Raw genomic sequence first — 18,549 nt, 5'->3', positions numbered from 1 at the left:
CCGCGGTTGTTGGCGTCGCATCGTCTGGTGCTCCGGTTCTCACGGCCCTTGCTCGAATTCCGGTCCAGCTAGGCCGTACCGGCAGGTCGTTTTCGAGACGGTTTCGGCGGGGGCGCGCCCCTCGCAGCCACCCGGCCGAAACGGAGCCGCGGAACTACTCCGCCGACTCGAACTCCGCGACCGTCAGGATCGTCTCCACCGCGACGTCCGGCGAAACCGAAATCGAGTCGATGCCTTCCTCGAGCAGGAACTCGGTGTACTCCGGGATCGTCGAGGGCGCGTCGCCACAGATGCCGACCGGTCGGTCGTGACGGTGGGCCTCCTCGATGAGCGAACTGATCGATCGCGTCACCGAGTCGTCGGTCTCGTCGAAAAGCGGCGCGAGTTTCTCCGAGTTCCGGTCCACCCCCAACATCAGCTGTGTGAGGTCGTTCGACCCGATCGAGAACCCATCGAACAGGTCCGCGAACCGATCAGCGAGGACGATGTTCGCGGGGAGTTCCGCCATCACGTAGACGTCCATCTCGTCGCTCGAGAGGCCGTACTCGGCCATGATCTCGAGGACGCGCTCGCCTTCCTCGGGCGTCCGACAGAACGGGACCATCACGATGACGTTGTCGAGTCCAACCTCCTCGCGGACCTGGCGGAGCGCCTCGCACTCGAGGCGAAACGCCTCCCGGAACGCCTCGTCGTAGTACCGGGACGCGCCACGCCAGCCGAGCATCGGGTTCGCCTCGTCGGGTTCGTACTTCCACCCACCCTCGAGGTTGCGGTACTCGTCGGTCTTGAAGTCGCTGAGCCGGAAGATGACCTCGTCGGGGTAGAACGCGGCACCGATCTTCGCAATCCCCGTCCGGAGGGCGTCGACGAACTGTTTCTCCTCGCCGCGCTCGAGCAACTCGAGTGGGTGGGAGCCGACGTGCGAGGTGACGATGAACTCCTCGCGGGCCAGGCCGACGCCGTCGACGGGGAGGTTCGCGAGCGCGAACGCCCGCCCGGGATCGCCGAGGATCAGTGTGACGTCGGTGTCGGTCTCGGGGAGGTCGTCGACGACCTCTTCGGTGACGTCGTACTCGAGTTCGCCCTCGTAGACCCGGCCGGTGTCGGCCGAACAATCGACGGTGACGTGATCGCCGTTCGACAGCGACTCGGTCGCCGCCCCGGTGCGAACGATCGCCGGGATGCCCAGTTCGCGGGAAACGATCGCGGCGTGAGAGGTCTTGCCACCTCTGTCGGTGACGATGGCGCTCGCGCGCTTCATGACCGGTACCCAGTCGGGATCGGTCATCTCGGTGACGAGAACGTCGCCCTCCTCGACCCGGTCCATCTCCCGGTGGTCCGAGAGGACGCGAACGGTTCCGCTTCCGATCGCGTTCCCGATCGCAACGCCCGCTAGCAGTGGTTCGTCGGTTTCCTCGGCCTCGAGGCTGTACGTGCGGAGGACGTTCCCCTCGGCTGCCCCGTGGACCGTCTCGGGCCTGGTCTGGACGACGAACAGTTCCTCTAAGTCGCCGTCGACGAGCCACTCGATGTCCTGTGGCGTCCCGAAGTGGTCCTCGATCCGGGTCGCGTACCGTGCCAGTTCACGGATTCGATCGTCCGAGAGGGCGAACTGTTCTCGCTTTTCGTCCGGGACCGACTCGAGTTTGGTGCCGCCGTTTCGGCGGACCATCTGCTGGGACTTCCCGCCACACTCCTTCTCGACGATGCCGGTCGTCGGCTTGAAGACGACGTACCGGTCGGGATCGACGACGCCCTGGACGATCGGTTCGCCGAAGCCGTAGGCGGCCTCGATTGTGACGACTTCGTCGAACCCCGTATCGGGGTCGAGCGTGAACAGGACGCCCGACGAGGCCAGATCCGCACGACCCATCTTCTGGACTGCACAGGCGAGTTTGACGTCGAAGTGGTCGAAGTCGTTGTTCTCGCGGTAGACGATCGCACGGTCTGTAAACAGCGACGCGAAACAGTGTTTGATTGACTCGAGCAGTTCTGTCTCGCCGGTGACGTTGAGGAACGTCTCCTGCTGGCCGGCGAAGGAGGCCTCGGGGAGGTCCTCCGCGGTCGCGGAACTCCTGACGGCGACTTCCGGGTCGTCGATCCCGAGTTCGTCGCCCAGTTCGGCGTATCGCTCGCGGATCGCCGACTCGAGTGCCGGCGGCATCGATGCCTCCGAAATCGTGTGCCTGATCCGCTCGCCGCGTCGCTGGAGGTCCGCGACGTCGTCGACGTCCAGCCCCTCGAGTTGTGACTCGATCTCGGCGTGGATGCCGGTCTCTTCGACGTAGTAGTCGTACGCCGACGCGGTCGTCGTGAACCCGGGCAGGACGGGCACGTCGAGGTCGGCGAGTTCGCCGAGGTTCGCGCTCTTGCCGCCGACGGCGTCGGTGTCGTCGCCGCTCAACGCTTCCAGCGATCGGACGAACGAGTCTCGTGACATCGGCCTGTCACTCGGACCACGTGGACGACAATAAGTTCGCAGGTGGCGACGGACGGCACAGCCACCCCAGGATTAACCCCCTGCGTCTGGGAGGGTGCCCTGCTATGGAGGACGCCCACGCCCAACTGGAGGCGGACGTCGCCGCGCTCGAGGAGTTGCCGGTCTTTATCGCGTACAACGCCAACGTCGACGCGATCGTTCGGGTCGACGAGGAACTCGAGTCGTTCCTCGAGCGACCGACCGAGCCCGGTTCCGGCCTGCCCTCGAGTCCGCTAGCGTCGAAACGAGAACTCGCAGCGGCGATCGCCCACACGATGGCCGCAGGCCGGGGCGACGAGGTTGCGATGGCCGACGAGTTCGCCGCGACACTCGAGGCGGAACTGGAGCCCGACAGCCAGCAGATGGGCGGCCAGGCAGGGATCATGACGAACCTGCTCACCGCCTTGGGGACGGCACCGATCACGTACACCTACCTGATTTCGGAGCGACAGCTCTCGATGTTCGACCACCCCGACGAGGTGCAGTACCCGACCGTCGAGGACGACGAGGTGGGCTACGTCCCCCTCACCGAGGCCATCAACACGGAGCGAACGAAGATCAACTGGGTGTTCGAGTTCAGGGAGGGAGACGAGTTTTTCGGCGTGACTGCGCCGGAAGACACCCGGTTTATTGCCGCCTCGAGGCCGCCGGAGTTCGACCTCTCTGCGGGGGACCTCGACGAGGCGATCGACCAGGTCGGCGAGGTCGTCGACGGAGCCCTCCTCGCAGGGTATCACAACCTCACGCCCGACCACGTCGAAGAGGGGTACGAGGAGACTCACAAACACGCACGCGAGGTCATCCGCCGACTCCGGTCGGAAAGCGATGTCGACGTCCACGTCGAGTACGCCGTCACCCACGACGACGATCTCAGGGAGAGCATGTACGAGTGGATTCTGCCGGAGGCAAACGTCGTCGGCGCAGACACCCACGAGCTGACGATGTTGCACGACGACGCGGGGATCGAAGCCGTCGAGGAGCCACCGTCGGAGGCGACGCCGTTCGAACCCGAGGAGATACTCGAGCACTACCGAATGCTCGAGGCGGTCCGCGAGGAACTCAGTGTCGACTGTCTGCAGTTACACGCGATGGAGTACCACCTCGCCGTGATGGAGTCGTACCACTCGCCGGAGGCGCTCCGACGGGGACTCGAGTTTTCCGCCGTCAACGCCGCCACCAAGGCGGCACTGGGACACATCTCTGAACCCGAAGACCTCGAGACCGGCCTGGGGTACGACCCCTCTATGAAGGGGCGGGAAGCGATCGAACTGCTGGCCGATCACGTCGGTGAGATGGCCGATGACGGCGTCCTCGAGACCCCCACGGTCGCCGCCTGTCCGAACCGCGTCGTCGACGAACCGGCGGGGACGGTCGGCATCGGGGACATCGTCTCTTCCTCGAGTTTTGTCCTGGAACTCGCCGTAGCCAGTGACCGATAGGAGAGTGGCAGTGTCGGAAAGCGCCGTCACGGATGCTCGGCGCTGACCGGCACGCAAAACACTGGCACGTCTGCCTGGCGAACGACGTTTTCGGTCACGCTCCCGAGGAACCACTGGCCGATCCCCGTCCGGCCGTGGGTTCCCATGACGATCAAGTCGACGTCGTTCTCGGTCGCGTAGGCAGGGATCTCCCGCACCGGAGAGCCGGTCACGGTCGATCCCGAGACACTCACTCCAGCGTCCTCGCCGCGCCCTCGAACCGCGTCGAGTGCCTCTTTGCCCCTTTGCTCGAGGGCCTCGAGGAGGTCGTCGGTCGGCCGCTCGTCGTCGAGCGGGGCCGTATCGATCGAGTAGAGTGCGTGTATCGACGACTCGAGCCGACTCGCGAGTTCGATGCCCCACTCGGTCGCGATCGCCGCACCGTCGCTGCCGTCCGTGGGCAAGAGGAGTCGATCGAACGGGACGTCGGCGATCGCGGGCTCGTCGGCGTTCGGTGGAACCGCGAGTACGGGCGTCCGTGCCGTCCGGAGGACGTTCTCGGTCACGCCGCCGAGGAGAACCCTGTCGAGTTCCGCTCGACCTTTCGTCCCCATGACGATGACGTCGACCTCCCGTCGACTGGCGTACTCTCGTATCGACTGGAACGGAGTACCCGTCCTGACCGCGGTCGTAACGTCTCTCTCCGCGTCGTGGTCCGTCGCCAGCCGTGCGATTTCCTCGACAGCTTTCTCGGCGTTCTCTTCGAACGACGGGAGGGTCAGTTCGTCGAGGTCCGCCGCCTGGAATCGCGAGTCGACGATCGACAGGACGTGGACATCCGCGTCGATTTGCGACGCGAGTGCGATCCCGCGTCTGGCCCCTGCGAGTGCCCCGTCGCTGCCGTCGGTCGGTATCAGTATCGTTTCGATAAACCGGCTCATGGGAGCGTCTTGGATTGCTTCACTGCCTCGATGAATAACTGTGTGGGGGTGGCCGCCGTCGCCGTCAGGTATCGAGTTCCAGCGCGTCGACGAAAATCTCGAGCAGGTCCACGAGCTGTCGGGGCAACAAGAACTGTTCCCGGACGTGTTCCCGGGCGTTGTCGCCGAAGGATCGCCGACGCTCGTCGTCCTCGAGGAGGTCGACGATCCGGTCGCCGGCACCGACGGCGTCGTCTGGATCGACGAGGTAGCCGTTCCGGCCGTCCTCGACCTGGAGCGGAATGCCGCCGACCGTCGAGCCGACGACCGGCGTGCGCTTCCAGAGCGCCTCCGAGACGACGAGCCCGAACCCCTCGCGCAGGGACTTCTGGACGACGACATCCGACAGCCGCTGGAGGGCGTTTATCGTCATGTCCGGGAGATCGGTCAGGACGTGGACGTTCGGATCGTCGACCGCTTCGTCGGCGACCTGCTCGTACAGCTCCAGCCCCTCCGGGTCGTCGCCGGCCATCCCGCCCGCCAGTGCTAGCTGGAGGTCCGGAACCGCTGATTTAGCCGCTCTGTACGCCTCGAGAGTGCCGAACTGGTCTTTCCACGGATCGAAACGAGACACTTGCGACACCACTGGCGCGTCGAACAAGAGCGGGTCCAGGTGGTCGCGTTCGGCCGCCAGCTCCGTGCGATCGAGCGATCGGTTCTTTGCCGTCACCGGATCGATCGACGGATAGACGATGCTCGTCTCCGGGGCGTCGATCGCCGCGTACGCGGAACGGCTGACGATCGCGTGGTCGATCGGATCGGTGTACTCCGAGACGAACGCGAGATACTCCGCGACCGGGTCGGTGAGATCGACGTGACACCGCCAGACGATCGGTGCGTCTGGCAGCCGTTCCTCGAGTCGCTCAAGCATGCCCAGCGGCTGTGGATCGTGAGCCAACACGAGGTCGTACTCGCCGTCTATCTCGGTTGCGTTGGCCACAGTCACCTCGCGATAGGTTGCTTTCATCTCGTCGGTCAGCGGTTCGCTGTCCCCCTGAAGCCCGTTGTGGACTGCCTTCGTGACTTCGAAGAAGTCGTCGTCGGCGTCCATGACGAGCCAGTCGGTGTCGACATCGAGGTCGTTACAGACCGGGACGATCGAGCGGAGCAGTTCCGCGACGCCGCCTCCTGACGCAGTCGAGTTGACGTGGAGAATCCGGACGTCCGACAGTATCTCGGCGAGTTCGCGGAGTCGCTCGAGGCGGTCGGTCCCCGTCACGGTAGCGTATGCCTCGATCGATCGGTCCGGGAGCGAGGGCGGATGCATCGTCGGTACTCGTCACGACGACGACGACGCTCGTATCAGTTGGGGCTTATTCGGGAAATAGCAGTTAGAGGGCGTTTATATCCGGATAATTGACGTTCTGGGGCAACAAATTTACGCGCCGGTGGCGGATCTCCGGATATGAGATTGAATCCCAGCAGCGGCGGTTCGGGGGCCAGCGAAACGCTTCGAATCGGTCTGAACGGGTTCGGACGCGTCGGACGGTGTCTCCTCCGGGCGTCGCTGACGCACGACGACGTCGATATCGTGGCGATCAACGACGTGATGGACGACGACGACATGGCGTACCTGCTTCAGTACGACTCGGTCCACGGCCGACTCGACGACATCTCCCGGCGTGGCGACGTTCTCTCCGTCGGCGACCAGGAGTTTCAGTTGCTCTCCGAACGCGACCCGTCGGAACTCCCGTGGGACGACTTCGACGTCGACATCGCGTTCGAGGCGACCGGCCTGTTTCGGACTCACGACGAGGCCGCAAAACACCTCGAGGCAGGCGCAAAGAAGGTCGTCATCTCGGCCCCGCCAAAAGGCGAGACGGCGGTCCCGATGTTCATTTACGGCGTCAACCACGAGGAGTACGACGACAGCGCCGACGTCGTCTCGAACGCCTCCTGTACGACCAACTCCGTCGCGCCAGTCCTACAGGTTCTCGACGAGGAGTTCGACGTGATCTCCGGGCTCCTGACGACCATCCATGCCTACACCGGGAGTCAAGCACTTGTCGACGGCCCCCTGGACAAGCGCCGTCGCGGCCGCGCCGCCGCCGAGAACATCGTCCCGACGACGACCGGCGCGGCTGGCGCGACCAGCGAGGTACTCCCCGAGTTCGAGGGCAAACTCGAGGGGATGGCGATGCGGGTGCCGGTTCCGAACGGTTCGATCACCGACATCACCGTCAACATCGAGGACGACGTCGAGCGCGAGGAAGTGATCGACGCGATCCGGGCGGCGGCCGACGACGAGCTGGCCGGCGTCCTCGGCTACACCGACGACGAGATCGTCTCGCGGGATATCGTCGGGCTGCCGTTCGCCTCGTACGTCGACCTCGAGTCGCTGATGGTCGCGGCCAACGACACCGTGAAAGTGCTCGCCTGGTACGACAACGAGTACGGCTTCTCGAACCAGATGATCGAGCTCGCGAAACACGTCGCGAGCGAAAGCGAACGAATCGACGCCGGACGGACCGTCGTCCACTGATCGGCCATGTCGACGTTTCGACCCATCGACAATCCGCTCGGCGGTGTCGAAGCACCCAAAGCACAGTCCCGGCAGTCGAACTGAGTCTCTCCAACGATGACTACGACCACTACTACTGCCGTCGTTCTGGCCGGCGGCTACGCGACTCGCCTGTGGCCGATCACGAGACACCGTCCCAAAATGTTCCTCCCGCTCGGGGAGACGACCGTCGTCGATCGAATCTACGCCGAACTCGAGGCCCTCGATCGGATCGACGAGGTCTACGTGAGCACGAACGAACGGTTCGCCCCCGACTTCGAGACCCACCTCGAAGAAGGCCCCTACGAGAAACCACGGCTGTCCGTCGAAGAGACCGAACGCGAAGACGAGAAACTCGGCGTCGTCGGCGCACTCGCCCAACTGATCGGCCGCGAAGGGATCGACGACGATCTGCTGGTGATCGCGGGTGACAACCGCTTCGACTTCGCACTCGAGGAGTTCCTCGAGTACTTCGACCGACGAGAAGGGCCGGCGATCGCGGCCTACGACGTCGGCTCCAGAGAGCAAGCGACGTCCTACGGCGTGGTCGATCTGGACGGCGAACGGGTCGTCGACTTCGAAGAGAAACCGACCGAGCCGGAGAGCTCGCTCGTCTCGGTCGGCTGTTATGCCTTCCCTGGAGAGACGTTGTCGCTGTTTCGTCCCTACCTCGAGGAAGGGAACGACCCGGACGAGCCTGGCTGGTTCGTCCAGTGGCTCCAGGACCGGGAGCCGACCTACGCCTACACGTTCAAGGGCGCATGGTACGACATCGGGACCAGGGAGAGTTACCTCGACGCAGTCTCCTGGTCTCTCGACGGCGACTCGTCCGTCGCCGAGTCGGCGACGATTCGAGAGAGCGACATCGGTGACGACGTCCACGTGATGGCGGACGCCACCATCGTCGACGCCGCCGTCGAACGATCCGTGATCTTCCCGGACGTCGAACTCGAGGCGACGACGGTACGTGACTCGATCGTCGACGAGAAAGCGAGGATCAGCGGGTTCGACCTCGAGCGGGCCCTGATCGGCGCGTACAGTCGGCTTCCGGACGAACGGTAGCCGTTCTGACTCAGCATAATTCGAGGTGGAGCCTCCGACCTCGAGGAGCGAGTGTAGCGAGCGAGTAGGTCGGAGAGGAAACCGACTGAGGGCGACGCAACCGCACGACGGTAGCTACCCGGCTCCCGAGAGTATAACAACCGTCAAGTAGTAATCTGAAATATGGAGGTGCGTCGAACTGCGCCGGTCAAACTCGTCGTTCCCGATGAGCGACGCGACGACCTCCACGAATCCGCGCGACAGTTCCTACGAGCAGTACGTTCTCTCGGAGGACTACGAGTTCCGAGCAAGTGGGCTGTTGAACGGCGAGAGTTACCAGCCTATTGCTGGTGACTGATTGCCAGGAGTCCACATCAAAGCCCCACCCTCAAGGACTGAGGCGCGTATGCGCCGAAGGAGTAGGGTGGAGTAGTTTACTCGCTCGCCGCTTTCCCTGCGGCCGTTGCCTGCCACCAGCCCGCGGTAAGAGAGACGTAGACGCCGACCCCACCGAGGAGTAACGCGTAGAAGGCCCACCTGGGCCAGGCGAAAGCGAGGAAAAAGAGCGCGAGAAACACGACCCACAGCGTCAGAATAAGCAGATCCGTGAGAACGCGAACACCGGCGCTGGTGACGGAACCGACCCGACCTCGTCGCGCTCGTTCGTCGTCGGTCATACGTTCAGAAGTGATAGCCGTGTGCTGCCGTCAGGTGGTAGGCGCTGACTCCCCAAACGTAACTTTGCCCCGGCCACCACGTCCGGGCGTTGTTGAATCCCGCGACGAGGACGTCCTCGTCCTCGCCTTCCGGATCGGGGTAGTAACTCACCGAGCCGCTGTCGCCGTCGGTCAGGTCCATCTCGCCGCCCCAGCGGATCTGGCCGCGTCGACAGACGTCGTCGGTAAAACAGGTGACAGCGTCGACGCCTTGCACCCGACCGCTCGTGTGGCCGGTCAACGCGCCGACCTTCTCGAGTTGTTCCCCACGGGCGACGAGGTCTGCGAGCCCGAACCGGGTGAGCTGTCCGCGCACTCGGACCGGCTCTGGTGCGTCGATCCAGTTCGACGGGACGACTGATGGGTTCGGGGAGACGGCAGCGACGTCCGCGACCGGATGGGCCCGGTCGACGACCCCGAGATCTGCTTGCGTGTCCGCCCGAAGCGGGAGCGACAGCGTTTCACCGATCGGGTCCGTAACCCCCTCGAACGCGTGTTCTGCAGTGGTGAAAAACGACCGCTCCGTCTCGGGATCGTACATCGCCGGACCGAGCGTCGCCAGACTCGAGGGCGTCTCGCAGGCGACGCCACTCGGAGCCTGCCGTCCCGAAAGCGACTCGAGGACCCGTGGCTCGGCGAACTCGAACTCCTCGTCGACACCCTCGACCTCGAGTATCGTCTCCGTGCTAATCGAGATGCCGTCGGCGAACTCTCTGACTGCCTCGGGGAGCGTCGACGCCTCGCTCGAGACGCCGATCGAGACCGATGCGGTCCCGCTGTCGTACGCTCCTGGAACGACTGCGCTACCGAGGTAGCCGGTGAACCCGTACTGTGCCAGCAACTCGTTCAGTTCGAAAGCCTTCTCGACTGCTGCGTACCAGTCTGCCGGGACGTATCGCACTCGCTCCTCGAGCGAGAACGGGTCGGTCGGATCGGACCGGACCAATGCGGTGACGGCGGGGATTTCGTCGTCGCTGGCTCCGAGGAAGTCCTCGACGCCGAGATAGTGGGCCAATCCAAGGGCGTACCCACCACCGGCGAGGGTTCGAAGGAACTCGCGGCGATCCATCCCCGTTTCGATCCGATCCCGAAGCGCCGTGAAACGTCGATCGGATCGATCACTCCGTTCGTCGTACATGTCGTCGATACCGGTGTCGTTGACTCCTGCGCTCCGTCTGGGGAAAGCTAATGTTCACGTACACAGGGCGATTCGGCTGTGCTCGGATCGTACGTCGGAACGGGGAATAGCGATTGTGCCTGCAGGTGAACGGGAACGAGGTCCCGTTTAATGGGTGGCCGATTGAACGCGAACGGTCGTAGCTCCACGTCAGAAAACACCGACCGTCTCCGTGCTGGTGATCGCGGAGACGACCACACCTGGCGCGTCGCGTTGATCCCCCAACGCAACTCCTCGTTCATCTCTCGACGGACGGGAGCGGGCAACGATGCGTTTTCGCATCCACTCGCCGCTTTCGACCGTCCCGTTTTCGACGCAGCCCGCTGCCGACTCGAGTCTACAGGTTGAACAGGGCGAGGGCCTCGGGGTCGGGCGGAAATCAGAGATTTCCGTGACTGGGACGGTTTGCTGTCAGTCAGTTCCAGTGCGACCGCAGGCGGACTCGCGGTCGCGCCGGGACATCGGGACAGCAGTCCGTATGAGCGGAGCAAAGCTCCGCGATGTCTGCGAGACCGCTGATTTCGCTTGATGGCGAGATGCTTCGCGTCTCGGACTACTTGACCCGAAATACCTCACTCCAGTGGTCCGTTCGTTCGGGAGTCGAACTCGAGCAGTGGCGATCAGATTTCGGACTCGCTGGATCAATTGTAAAATACGCTGGATTTTTTAGATGCCCCAACACAGACGGTGACATGAAAGTCCGTATCGCGCCAGGGGCGACCGACGACGAAGCCTCGGCGATCGCGGCCGCCATGGCCGAACACGTCGGAGACACTGTCGCGGTGTACGTCGGGAACGACGACGAGCCGAAAGCCGTCCACGAGCTCGCAAGCGCTGCCGGCTCGGGGCGGGGCGCGCCCTCCCCCGTGGCGGCCGCCGACGGCGCGGCCCACGACGGCCTCGGTCCGACCGAGCGCGAACGGCAACTGCGCGAGGAGATTGCCGACGTTCTCGAGGGTGGTCCCGAGAAGTACCGCGAGGGTCTGGCGGACAAACTGTTCGTCCGGGATCGGCTCGAACTGTGGTTTGGCGGGGAGGGAAACGACTTTCTCTTCGAGGACGGCAAGTTTGCGGGGTTCGACGACTGGCACGAGAGCGGCGTCGGCGAGGAGACCGACGACCGCCTGCCTGCGGACGGACTCATCACGGGTGCTGCGGAGTTCGAGGGCCGGGACGTTCATTTCATGGCAAACGACTACACCGTCAAACGCGGCAGTATGGCCGCGAAAGGCGTCGAGAAGTTCCTGCGGATGCAACAGCGGGCCCTGAAGACGGGCCGGCCCGTGCTCTACTTGATGGACTCCTCGGGTGGCCGGATCGACCAACAGACCGGCTTCTTCGCCAACCGCGAGGGGATCGGCAAATACTACTACAACCACTCGATGCTCTCCGGCCGAGTTCCACAGATCTGCGTGCTGTACGGCCCCTGTATCGCCGGTGCAGCCTACACGCCAGTGTTCGCCGACTTCACGATTATGGTCGAGGACGTCTCCGCGATGGCGATTGCCTCCCCGCGGATGGTCCAGATGGTGACGGGCGAAGAGATCGACCTCGAGGCACTTGGTGGACCGGCAGTCCACACCCGAGAATCGGGGTCGGCCGACCTCGTCGCCGAGGACGAGCAACACGCCCGCGAACTCGTCGCCCAGTTGATCACGTACCTGCCGGACAACGCCGACGAGACGCCGCCACGGGTGGAGACGCGTCCGCCGACGAGTTCGCCTGCGGGGATCGACTCCGTCGTTCCCGATCACCCAAACGAGGGGTACGACATGACGGCTGTCATCGACCGGGTGGTCGACGAGGGTTCGTTCTTCGAACTCCGTCCCGACTACGGGAAAGAGATCATCACGGCCTACGCCCGGATCGGCGGCCGTCCGATCGGCATCGTCGCCAACCAGCCCGCCCATCGCGCGGGCGCGATCTTTCCCGACGCCGCCGAGAAAGCCGCCGAATTCATCTGGAAGTCCGACGCGTTCAACGTCCCGATTCTCTATCTCTGTGACACGCCTGGCTTCATGGCTGGCTCACAGGTCGAGAAAGAGGGCATCTTAGAGCAGGGCAAGAAGTTCATCTACGCGACTTCGGCTGCGACGGTCCCCCAGCAGACCGTCGTCGTCCGTAAGGCCTACGGCGCAGGGATCTACGCGATGGGTGGCCCCGCTTACGACCCCGAGAGTGTCATCGGTCTCCCCAGCGGCGAGGTCGGGATCATGGGCCCCGAGGCGGCGATCAACGCCGTCTACGCTCGAAAACTCGCCGAGATCGACGACCCAGAAGAACGTGAACGAAAAGAACAGCAACTCCGCGAGGAGTACCGCGAAGACATCGACGTCCACCGGATGGCCAGCGAAGTCGTCATCGACGAGATCGTTCCTCCGAGCACGCTTCGCGAGGAACTCGGTGCTCGGTTCAGGTTCTACGAGGACGTCGAAAAGTCTCTTCCAGACAAGAAACACGGCACGATTCTGTAAGTGGTCACGGTCCTCGATTCGCGGCTCGTACTCTCGAGTAGTCACCGGTTAGCGGTCGCTATCCCTTCCATAACAATACCGAACTCGCTGGAATCGTCGCGTGCAGAATCGCACGCGCTCCCAGTGGCCCGCCCCGGGCCGGTTCGACTCCGGCGGGGAGTGTATGAGTTTCGACGACCCAGCCGTCCGTCTGGGTCAGGCAATCGACATCGATCCCGTTCGACTCGAGCGGTTGCTCTGGGCACTCGTCGCGCTCTCGCTGCTGGGTGACGTTGTCACGACGTTCGTCGGTCTCCACCTGGGTCTGGCAGAGTCGAACCCGGTTGCTCGGAGTGCGATATCGGGGTACGGATTGGCTGGGATGCTCGGACTGAAGGCGTTTGCGGTGGGGCTCGGTCTCGCTTGTCGTCCGCTGCTTCCATGCACGTATCGGGCGGTCGTTCCTGCGGGGCTCGCGCTTCCGTGGACGCTTGCGACGTGCAACAATCTCGTCCTGATCTCGACTGTCGTCTGAGATGGATTGGTGTGTCGCTGTCTCATACGGTTTGCTGTATTCAATTACCGCCGATCGCCAGAACGGGGTCGGCGATCGGTGGAAAATAGTTACAGCAATCCGTATCATAGAGATTATCGTAGGAGTTCATAGTTTTCCCGTGACGAACCACGACACAGCGTCGAAGGACGGGCTTCGAAACCTCCGGTTGGCTACGATAATCCCTATCATACGGTTTACTGTAAGTCATTTTCGGCACAACCGCGACCCGGGCGGCGGTTGCGCCGGTAAATCGCTACAGTAATCCGTATCAGTGTAACCGCTTGGGGCGCGGATGTGCCGGCACTGACGGACGGGAAGCCGTACGAGACCGGTTGGTACAAGACCCCTATCGCCGCTCCCGGGGTGGCCACCGGGGTCCGTGTTCGCAAAAGCACCACGGCTCGAAACAGACGTTTCGAAGCCTCGAGACTGGCAAAAAGCAGTAGCGCGGAGGTCGAAGCGGCGTGGCTTTATCAAGTAGTATCGGAGAATACCCCGAGGCGATTCACTCGTCGGTCGGCGAGACATCGACGTCGCCCTCGCCCGTGACGACGACGGTGTGGCCGACGTACTGGAACTGGACCGTCGTGTCTCCGGTCGTCGATCCGGACGCAAACAGGGCGTTGAGCGCGTCGGGGTCGATCACGCGAGCGAGCGGCGGCAGGTCACACGGGGCCGACTCAGTCGCGTCTGCGACCGTCGAAACGACGGCGTAAACTGGCGTGTTTACGTGTTCCGTACTCCAGGCCGTCTCGCTTCGTCGGTTCGTCTCGGTCGGACACTGTCCGCTACCGGTCTGGACGTCTTCTACTGTCATTGCTCTTCCTGCAACGAACTGTTATAAATGGGTTCTCAAACCGCTAGAAATGATGTTTTGATTTATCCTGTCGATCGTACCGATCCGGCTCGTAGTCGCGAGACCCGAGGCCGGTTCGGGCCGATTGCAGAGACGGGAGCAACGGGTGGCACATGGCCGACAAGCTACGCAGCGTGTTCGCGTTTCAGCGACAGCACCGTTCGATCGAACTCACAGACGAGTTCGTCGTCCTGGTTGAACACCTCGACGTGCATCGTGACGATGCCGCGTTCGCCGTCGCTGGTCTTGCGTTTGTCCGTGACTGTCGACTGGACGTGAATCGTGTCGCCGTGAAATACCGGCTTCGGGTGTTCGACGTCGTCGTATGCGAGGTTCCCGACGATCGTCCCGTCCGTCGTCTCGGGGATCGAAATACCGACGGCGAGTGACATCGTGTAGAGCCCGTTGACGAGTCGTTCGTTGAACTGGGTCTGGCCCGCAAACTCCGCGTCGAGATGCAGCGGTTGCTGGTTCATCGTCATGTCACAGAACCGCTGGTTGTCACTCTCGCTGATCGTTCGGCTGCGTTCGTGCTCGATCGTTTCGCCGACTTCGAACTCCTCGTAGTAGAGGCCGGTCATACACTGGTAGTCGATCAAACGTTACAAAAGCGTGATGCTTATTGCTTTCCATCGTCGTTTCGTTGGTGTATCGTCACCATTCGTCCACCAGGTTCCGGAGTCGGTGGCTGGTGCAAGTATTGCGCGAACCGAGAAGCATTGACAAGGGTTAAGAGCGGGCATCGAAAACGTCTATCAACAGTAACAGGATGCCCGTTTAATGACGCCGTGGCACGTGCCGACAGTCACGTCGCTTCGAAACGGGCCTGGAACTGACCATGACAGATTCCAACACATCGTCCAAGCCAAACGCAGAGGAAAGCGCCGTCGAAACAGCCCGCCGTCAACTCGAGCGGGCCGCTGCCCACCTCGAGGTCAACGAGGGGACCGTCGAGAGGCTGCGATACCCGAAAGACGTCTATCGGGTGACGATCCCGGTCGAACGAGACGACGGGACGACGGAGATGTTTACAGGGTATCGTGCCCACCACGACAGCGTCCGTGGCCCGTTCAAGGGCGGCCTTCGCTACCATCCGGACGTCAGCGAAGACGAGTGCGTCGGGCTCGCAATGTGGATGACCTGGAAGTGTGCAGTGATGGATCTGCCATTCGGCGGCGCGAAAGGTGGCGTCGTCGCCAACCCGAAAGAGTTGAGCGAAAGTGAGAAGGAACGGCTCACTCGCCGATTCGCCGAGGAACTCCGGCCAGTTATCGGTCCGATGAAAGACATCCCCGCACCGGACATGGGGACCGATCCACAGACGATGGCGTGGTTCATGGACGCCTACTCGATGCAGGAAGGCCAGACCGAACCCGGCGTCGTCACCGGTAAACCTCCCGTCGTCGGTGGCTCCTACGGCCGCGAGGGAGCACCGGGCCGCAGCGTCGGTATCGTCACCGAGGAGGCAACCGACTTCTACGGCTGGGACCTCGAGGAGACGACAGTCGCCGTCCAGGGATTCGGGAGCGTCGGTGCCAACGCAGCCCGGTACCTCGACGACCGCGGTGCCTCGATCGTCGCCGTTTCGGACGTCGACGGTGCGATCTACGACCCAGACGGGTTCGACACCAACGACGTCGAGGACCACGACGAGACGCCGGGAATGGTCTCGAGTTACGACGCGCCAGAGTCGCTGTCGAACGAGGCACTACTCGAACTCGACGTCGATGTCCTCATCCCCGCCGCGGTCGGTAACGTCCTCACCGCCGAGAACGCCCGCGACGTCCAGGCAGACATGATCGTCGAAGGCGCGAACGGGCCGACGACCTCGACGGCGGATCGGATCTTCGAGGAACGCGATATCCCGGTCGTTCCGGACATCATCGCCAACGCCGGTGGAGTTACCGTCTCGTACTTCGAGTGGCTCCAGGACATCAACCGCCGTTCGTGGAGTCTCGAACGAGTCAACGAAGAACTCCGTGCGGAGATGCTCCGGGCGTGGAACGCGATCCAGACGGAGTACGAGAACCGTGACGTGACCTGGCGGGACGCTGCCTATATCGTCGCCCTCTCACGAATCAGTGACGCCCACGACTCGCGTGGCCTCTGGCCCTAACGGATATCGGTGTTCGGTTTTCGCCGTCTGTAACGGGTGCCGTTGGGAGTAGCGCTTGACAAACCGAGGCAGTGGAATCCGCAGTGTACATGCCCGAATTTAGCCGCCTCGAGCTACCTGGCAACGACATTCAGTTAGATTTGTAGAGCACAGAGAGCCACAACCGCTCAACCCCGAAGGCCGTCTGTCAGAGCGCTGAGAGTGGCTGGAACGCCGCCACGAGATCGAAGACACCGACCGAGAAGATGATGCGATTGGCGAAGACGGCCGCCCCGGTTCCGAGCGTCGGGGCGCGACTCTTCCGTGGCCTGGCACTCGGCGATGGCGGCGGCTTTCGGTATGGCTGTGGCCACAGGTAGCTACGACTGCTCCTCGAGTGCGGTTCGGATCTTGCTTGCCAGTTCGGTGCCCTCCCGGTCGGGAAGCGTCTCTCGTCCCAACGACAGCGACACGTCGTCGTCCTCGAACCGCGGCAGGAGGTGGACGTGGGCGTGATCGACCGTCCCGACGAGCGAACCGGTCGTATGGAAGACGCTGAACCCGACAGGGCCGAGCGCCTCCTCGAGTCCGGTAGCGACGAGACGGGCCGTCCGGAACACGTCGGTCGTCGTCGAGTCCGTGCTCGTCAGTACGTCGTCGTCGTGTGAGCGAGGGAGAACGAGGCTGTGTCCGGTGACAGCAGGGTTTTCGTCGAGTATTGCGATCGTCTCGTCGTTCTCGTAGAGGACGTGTGCCCGCTCGTCGCCGGCGACAATCCGACAGAACTCACAGTCCATGTCCAACTCCTCTCGTGGAGCCTATATGTATCCCACGCCGGCACTGTTTAGATGAGAGTTTGGGGAACGGACCGGTAGTGGCGAGAAGTGCCTCTGCAACTCGCCAACCTGCTCAGAGAGACCGTAGATGTGGATTGTAATGCGGTTTGGGAGAACGAGCGCACCTCGACACCCGTCAGGGTGTTCGGGGTGTGACTGCATTCGACGGGAGTGTCAGTTCGAGAGGTCGTCGCAGTGCCCGAATTAGTTAGTACTCACGATCTTGATCACGTCACCCTCCTCGAGTTCGTAGCCCTCGCCGACCTCCCGACTCGTTTTGGCGTTGACCGCGTGGAGGTAGCCGTCGCCGATGTCGGAGTGGACGGCGTAGGCCAGGTCGACCGGCGTCGATCCCTCCGGTAGGAGGTGGGCGTCGGGAAGCACGTTGCCACTCCCGTCGGACCACTTCGAGGCGTCCTCGACCGGATACGCGGTGATGTGCTCGAGCAGTTCGTAGACAGCGTAGTCCAGGGCCCCTTGAACGCCGGTGCCGTCCCACTCGCCCATCGTCGCCGCGAGATCCTCGAGTGCGTCCCGCTGGGCGTCGCTGACCTCGTCGCCAATCTCGAGGCTTTCGTCGCCGGGATCGTACTCGACAAGGTCGTTATCGGCCGCCCGGCGCAGGGCGAGTTCGCCTTGTGCGGTGGTCGGAACGACGGGTTTGTCGAGGTCGAGCAGTTTCTCGACGTGTTCTTCGGGCGCGACGTCGATCTTGTTCGCGGCGACGACGATCGGTTTGGTCCGTTCGCGGACCAGTCGAGCGAGTTCTTCTTTGTGGTCGTCTTCCCATTGGATGGGGTCTTCGGGATAGTCGAGTTCACGGAGGACGGTTGCAATCTGTTTCGGCGAGGCACCGAAACCCGAGAGCATGTCCGCGAGCGCGTCGTCGACGTCGAAATCGGGCGACCGGGACTTGCGCTCGACCGACTCCCAGTTGCGCTCGACGATGTCGGCCAGCCAGAGGTCCATCTCCTCCTCGACGAAGTCGATGTCCTCGAGGGGATCGTGCTCGCCGATATCGACGGGTTCACCCTTCTCGTTGGTGCCGCCCGAGGCGTCGACGACGTTGACGATTACGTCGGCGTTCGTGAGCTCGTCGAGGAACTGGTTACCAAGGCCTTTCCCCTCGTGGGCACCCGGGACGAGCCCGGCCACGTCCAGCAGTTCGATGGGGACGTAGCGTTTCCCGTCCTCACAGTCGTCGGCGTTACAGCGCGTCTCGCGCTCGAGGCAGGGACACTCCGTCCGAACGTAACTGACACCTCGGTTGGCGTCGATCGTCGTGAACGGGTAGTTGGCGACATCGACCTCGGCCATCGTTGCGGCCGTATAGAACGTAGACTTGCCGGCGTTTGGCTTCCCGGCAAGCGCGATCGAAAGCATGCGAACTCGTAGCGCCGTGGCTTCAAACTGTCTTTCGATTCCGTTCACGATTGGGACGA

The 18,549-nt window shown here is 63.2% G+C and carries 15 protein-coding genes and 2 pseudogenes; 8 read left to right on the top strand and 9 right to left on the bottom strand.

Going from position 1 to position 18,549, the window contains the following annotated elements; translation table 11 throughout:
• Window positions 1-154: 154 nt before the first annotated feature.
• Window positions 155-2,440: a pyruvate, water dikinase gene (ppsA, locus tag NATGR_RS14095; RefSeq protein ID WP_005578060.1), complete on the bottom strand. Its 2,286-nt coding sequence runs from the start codon at window positions 2,438-2,440 to the stop codon at window positions 155-157.
• Window positions 2,441-2,544: 104 nt separating this feature from the next.
• On the opposite strand from ppsA, the gene NATGR_RS14090 reads away from it, so the two are divergent.
• Window positions 2,545-3,918: an ADP-dependent glucokinase/phosphofructokinase gene (locus tag NATGR_RS14090; protein ID WP_005578058.1), complete on the top strand. Its 1,374-nt coding sequence runs from the start codon at window positions 2,545-2,547 to the stop codon at window positions 3,916-3,918.
• Between the two features lie 26 nt (window positions 3,919-3,944).
• Here NATGR_RS14090 and NATGR_RS14085 read toward each other — a convergent pair whose 3' ends face one another.
• Together NATGR_RS14085 and NATGR_RS14080 are read right to left on the bottom strand one after the other, a co-directional pair.
• Window positions 3,945-4,838: a universal stress protein gene (locus NATGR_RS14085; protein ID WP_015233722.1), complete on the bottom strand. Its 894-nt coding sequence runs from the start codon at window positions 4,836-4,838 to the stop codon at window positions 3,945-3,947.
• 64 nt (window positions 4,839-4,902) lie between these two features.
• Window positions 4,903-6,144, bottom strand: coding sequence for a glycosyltransferase (locus NATGR_RS14080; protein WP_015233721.1), 1,242 nt, complete (start codon window positions 6,142-6,144; stop codon window positions 4,903-4,905).
• A 138-nt stretch (window positions 6,145-6,282) separates the two neighbouring features.
• Here NATGR_RS14080 and gap point away from each other — a divergent pair, with 138 nt between their 5' ends.
• The 3 genes and pseudogenes from gap to NATGR_RS20685 form a co-directional block, all read left to right on the top strand.
• Window positions 6,283-7,359 carry a type I glyceraldehyde-3-phosphate dehydrogenase gene (gene gap, locus NATGR_RS14075; protein WP_005578047.1) on the top strand — a complete coding sequence of 359 codons (1,077 nt, stop codon included), beginning with the start codon at window positions 6,283-6,285 and terminating at the stop codon, window positions 7,357-7,359.
• A 96-nt stretch (window positions 7,360-7,455) separates the two neighbouring features.
• A complete protein-coding gene (locus NATGR_RS14070) occupies window positions 7,456-8,439 on the top strand; it encodes a sugar phosphate nucleotidyltransferase (protein WP_015233720.1) in 984 nt (327 codons plus the stop codon).
• Between the two features lie 162 nt (window positions 8,440-8,601).
• A pseudogene (locus tag NATGR_RS20685) lies at window positions 8,602-8,688 on the top strand (transposase); the annotation flags it as partial.
• Between the two features lie 164 nt (window positions 8,689-8,852).
• Here NATGR_RS20685 and NATGR_RS14065 read toward each other — a convergent pair.
• Both NATGR_RS14065 and NATGR_RS14060 read right to left on the bottom strand, forming a co-directional pair.
• On the bottom strand, window positions 8,853-9,095 hold the full coding sequence (locus NATGR_RS14065) for a hypothetical protein (protein ID WP_005578036.1): 243 nt from the start codon (window positions 9,093-9,095) through the stop codon (window positions 8,853-8,855).
• Between the two features lie 4 nt (window positions 9,096-9,099).
• Complete coding sequence (locus NATGR_RS14060; RefSeq protein WP_005578034.1) at window positions 9,100-10,272, bottom strand: hypothetical protein; 1,173 nt, start codon at window positions 10,270-10,272, stop codon at window positions 9,100-9,102.
• 731 nt (window positions 10,273-11,003) lie between these two features.
• Between NATGR_RS14060 and NATGR_RS14050 the strand changes: the two genes are divergently transcribed.
• Together NATGR_RS14050 and NATGR_RS14045 are read left to right on the top strand one after the other, a co-directional pair.
• A complete protein-coding gene (locus NATGR_RS14050) occupies window positions 11,004-12,785 on the top strand; it encodes an acyl-CoA carboxylase subunit beta (RefSeq protein WP_005578031.1) in 1,782 nt (593 codons plus the stop codon).
• Between the two features lie 163 nt (window positions 12,786-12,948).
• Window positions 12,949-13,299, top strand: a complete 351-nt coding sequence (locus NATGR_RS14045; protein WP_005578029.1) for a DUF5658 family protein — start codon at window positions 12,949-12,951, stop codon at window positions 13,297-13,299.
• Between the two features lie 526 nt (window positions 13,300-13,825).
• Here the strand turns inward: NATGR_RS14045 and NATGR_RS14035 are convergent.
• The gene (locus NATGR_RS14035; RefSeq protein WP_005578027.1) at window positions 13,826-14,137 is read right to left on the bottom strand and encodes a HalOD1 output domain-containing protein; all 312 of its coding nucleotides are present in this window, start codon (window positions 14,135-14,137) and stop codon (window positions 13,826-13,828) included.
• A gap of 164 nt (window positions 14,138-14,301) precedes the next feature.
• The gene (locus NATGR_RS14030) at window positions 14,302-14,757 is read right to left on the bottom strand and encodes a MaoC family dehydratase (protein WP_005578026.1); all 456 of its coding nucleotides are present in this window, start codon (window positions 14,755-14,757) and stop codon (window positions 14,302-14,304) included.
• Between the two features lie 257 nt (window positions 14,758-15,014).
• Here NATGR_RS14030 and gdhB point away from each other — a divergent pair, with 257 nt between their 5' ends.
• Window positions 15,015-16,292 (top strand): glutamate dehydrogenase GdhB, encoded by a 1,278-nt coding sequence (gene gdhB / locus NATGR_RS14025; RefSeq protein WP_005578024.1) that lies wholly within the window; start codon window positions 15,015-15,017, stop codon window positions 16,290-16,292.
• A gap of 359 nt (window positions 16,293-16,651) precedes the next feature.
• Here the strand turns inward: gdhB and NATGR_RS14020 are convergent, their stop codons facing one another.
• Window positions 16,652-17,074, bottom strand: coding sequence for an HIT family protein (locus NATGR_RS14020; protein ID WP_172636016.1), 423 nt, complete (start codon window positions 17,072-17,074; stop codon window positions 16,652-16,654).
• Window positions 17,075-17,161: 87 nt separating this feature from the next.
• On the opposite strand from NATGR_RS14020, the pseudogene NATGR_RS20680 reads away from it, so the two are divergent.
• Window positions 17,162-17,413, top strand: a pseudogene (locus NATGR_RS20680) (IS6 family transposase); the annotation flags it as partial.
• Here the strand turns inward: NATGR_RS20680 and NATGR_RS14015 are convergent.
• Window positions 17,312-18,490 carry a redox-regulated ATPase YchF gene (locus tag NATGR_RS14015; RefSeq protein WP_005578020.1) on the bottom strand — a complete coding sequence of 393 codons (1,179 nt, stop codon included), beginning with the start codon at window positions 18,488-18,490 and terminating at the stop codon, window positions 17,312-17,314. The pseudogene NATGR_RS20680 and the gene NATGR_RS14015 sit on opposite strands and share 102 nt — an antisense overlap.
• Window positions 18,491-18,549: the final 59 nt, after the last annotated feature.

It is taken from the genome of Natronobacterium gregoryi SP2 (assembly GCF_000230715.2).
Taxonomy (GTDB): Archaea; Halobacteriota; Halobacteria; order Halobacteriales; family Natrialbaceae; genus Natronobacterium; species Natronobacterium gregoryi.
Note: the sequence above shows the minus strand (reverse complement) of the source record. Positions and strands in the feature narration are given on the sequence as shown.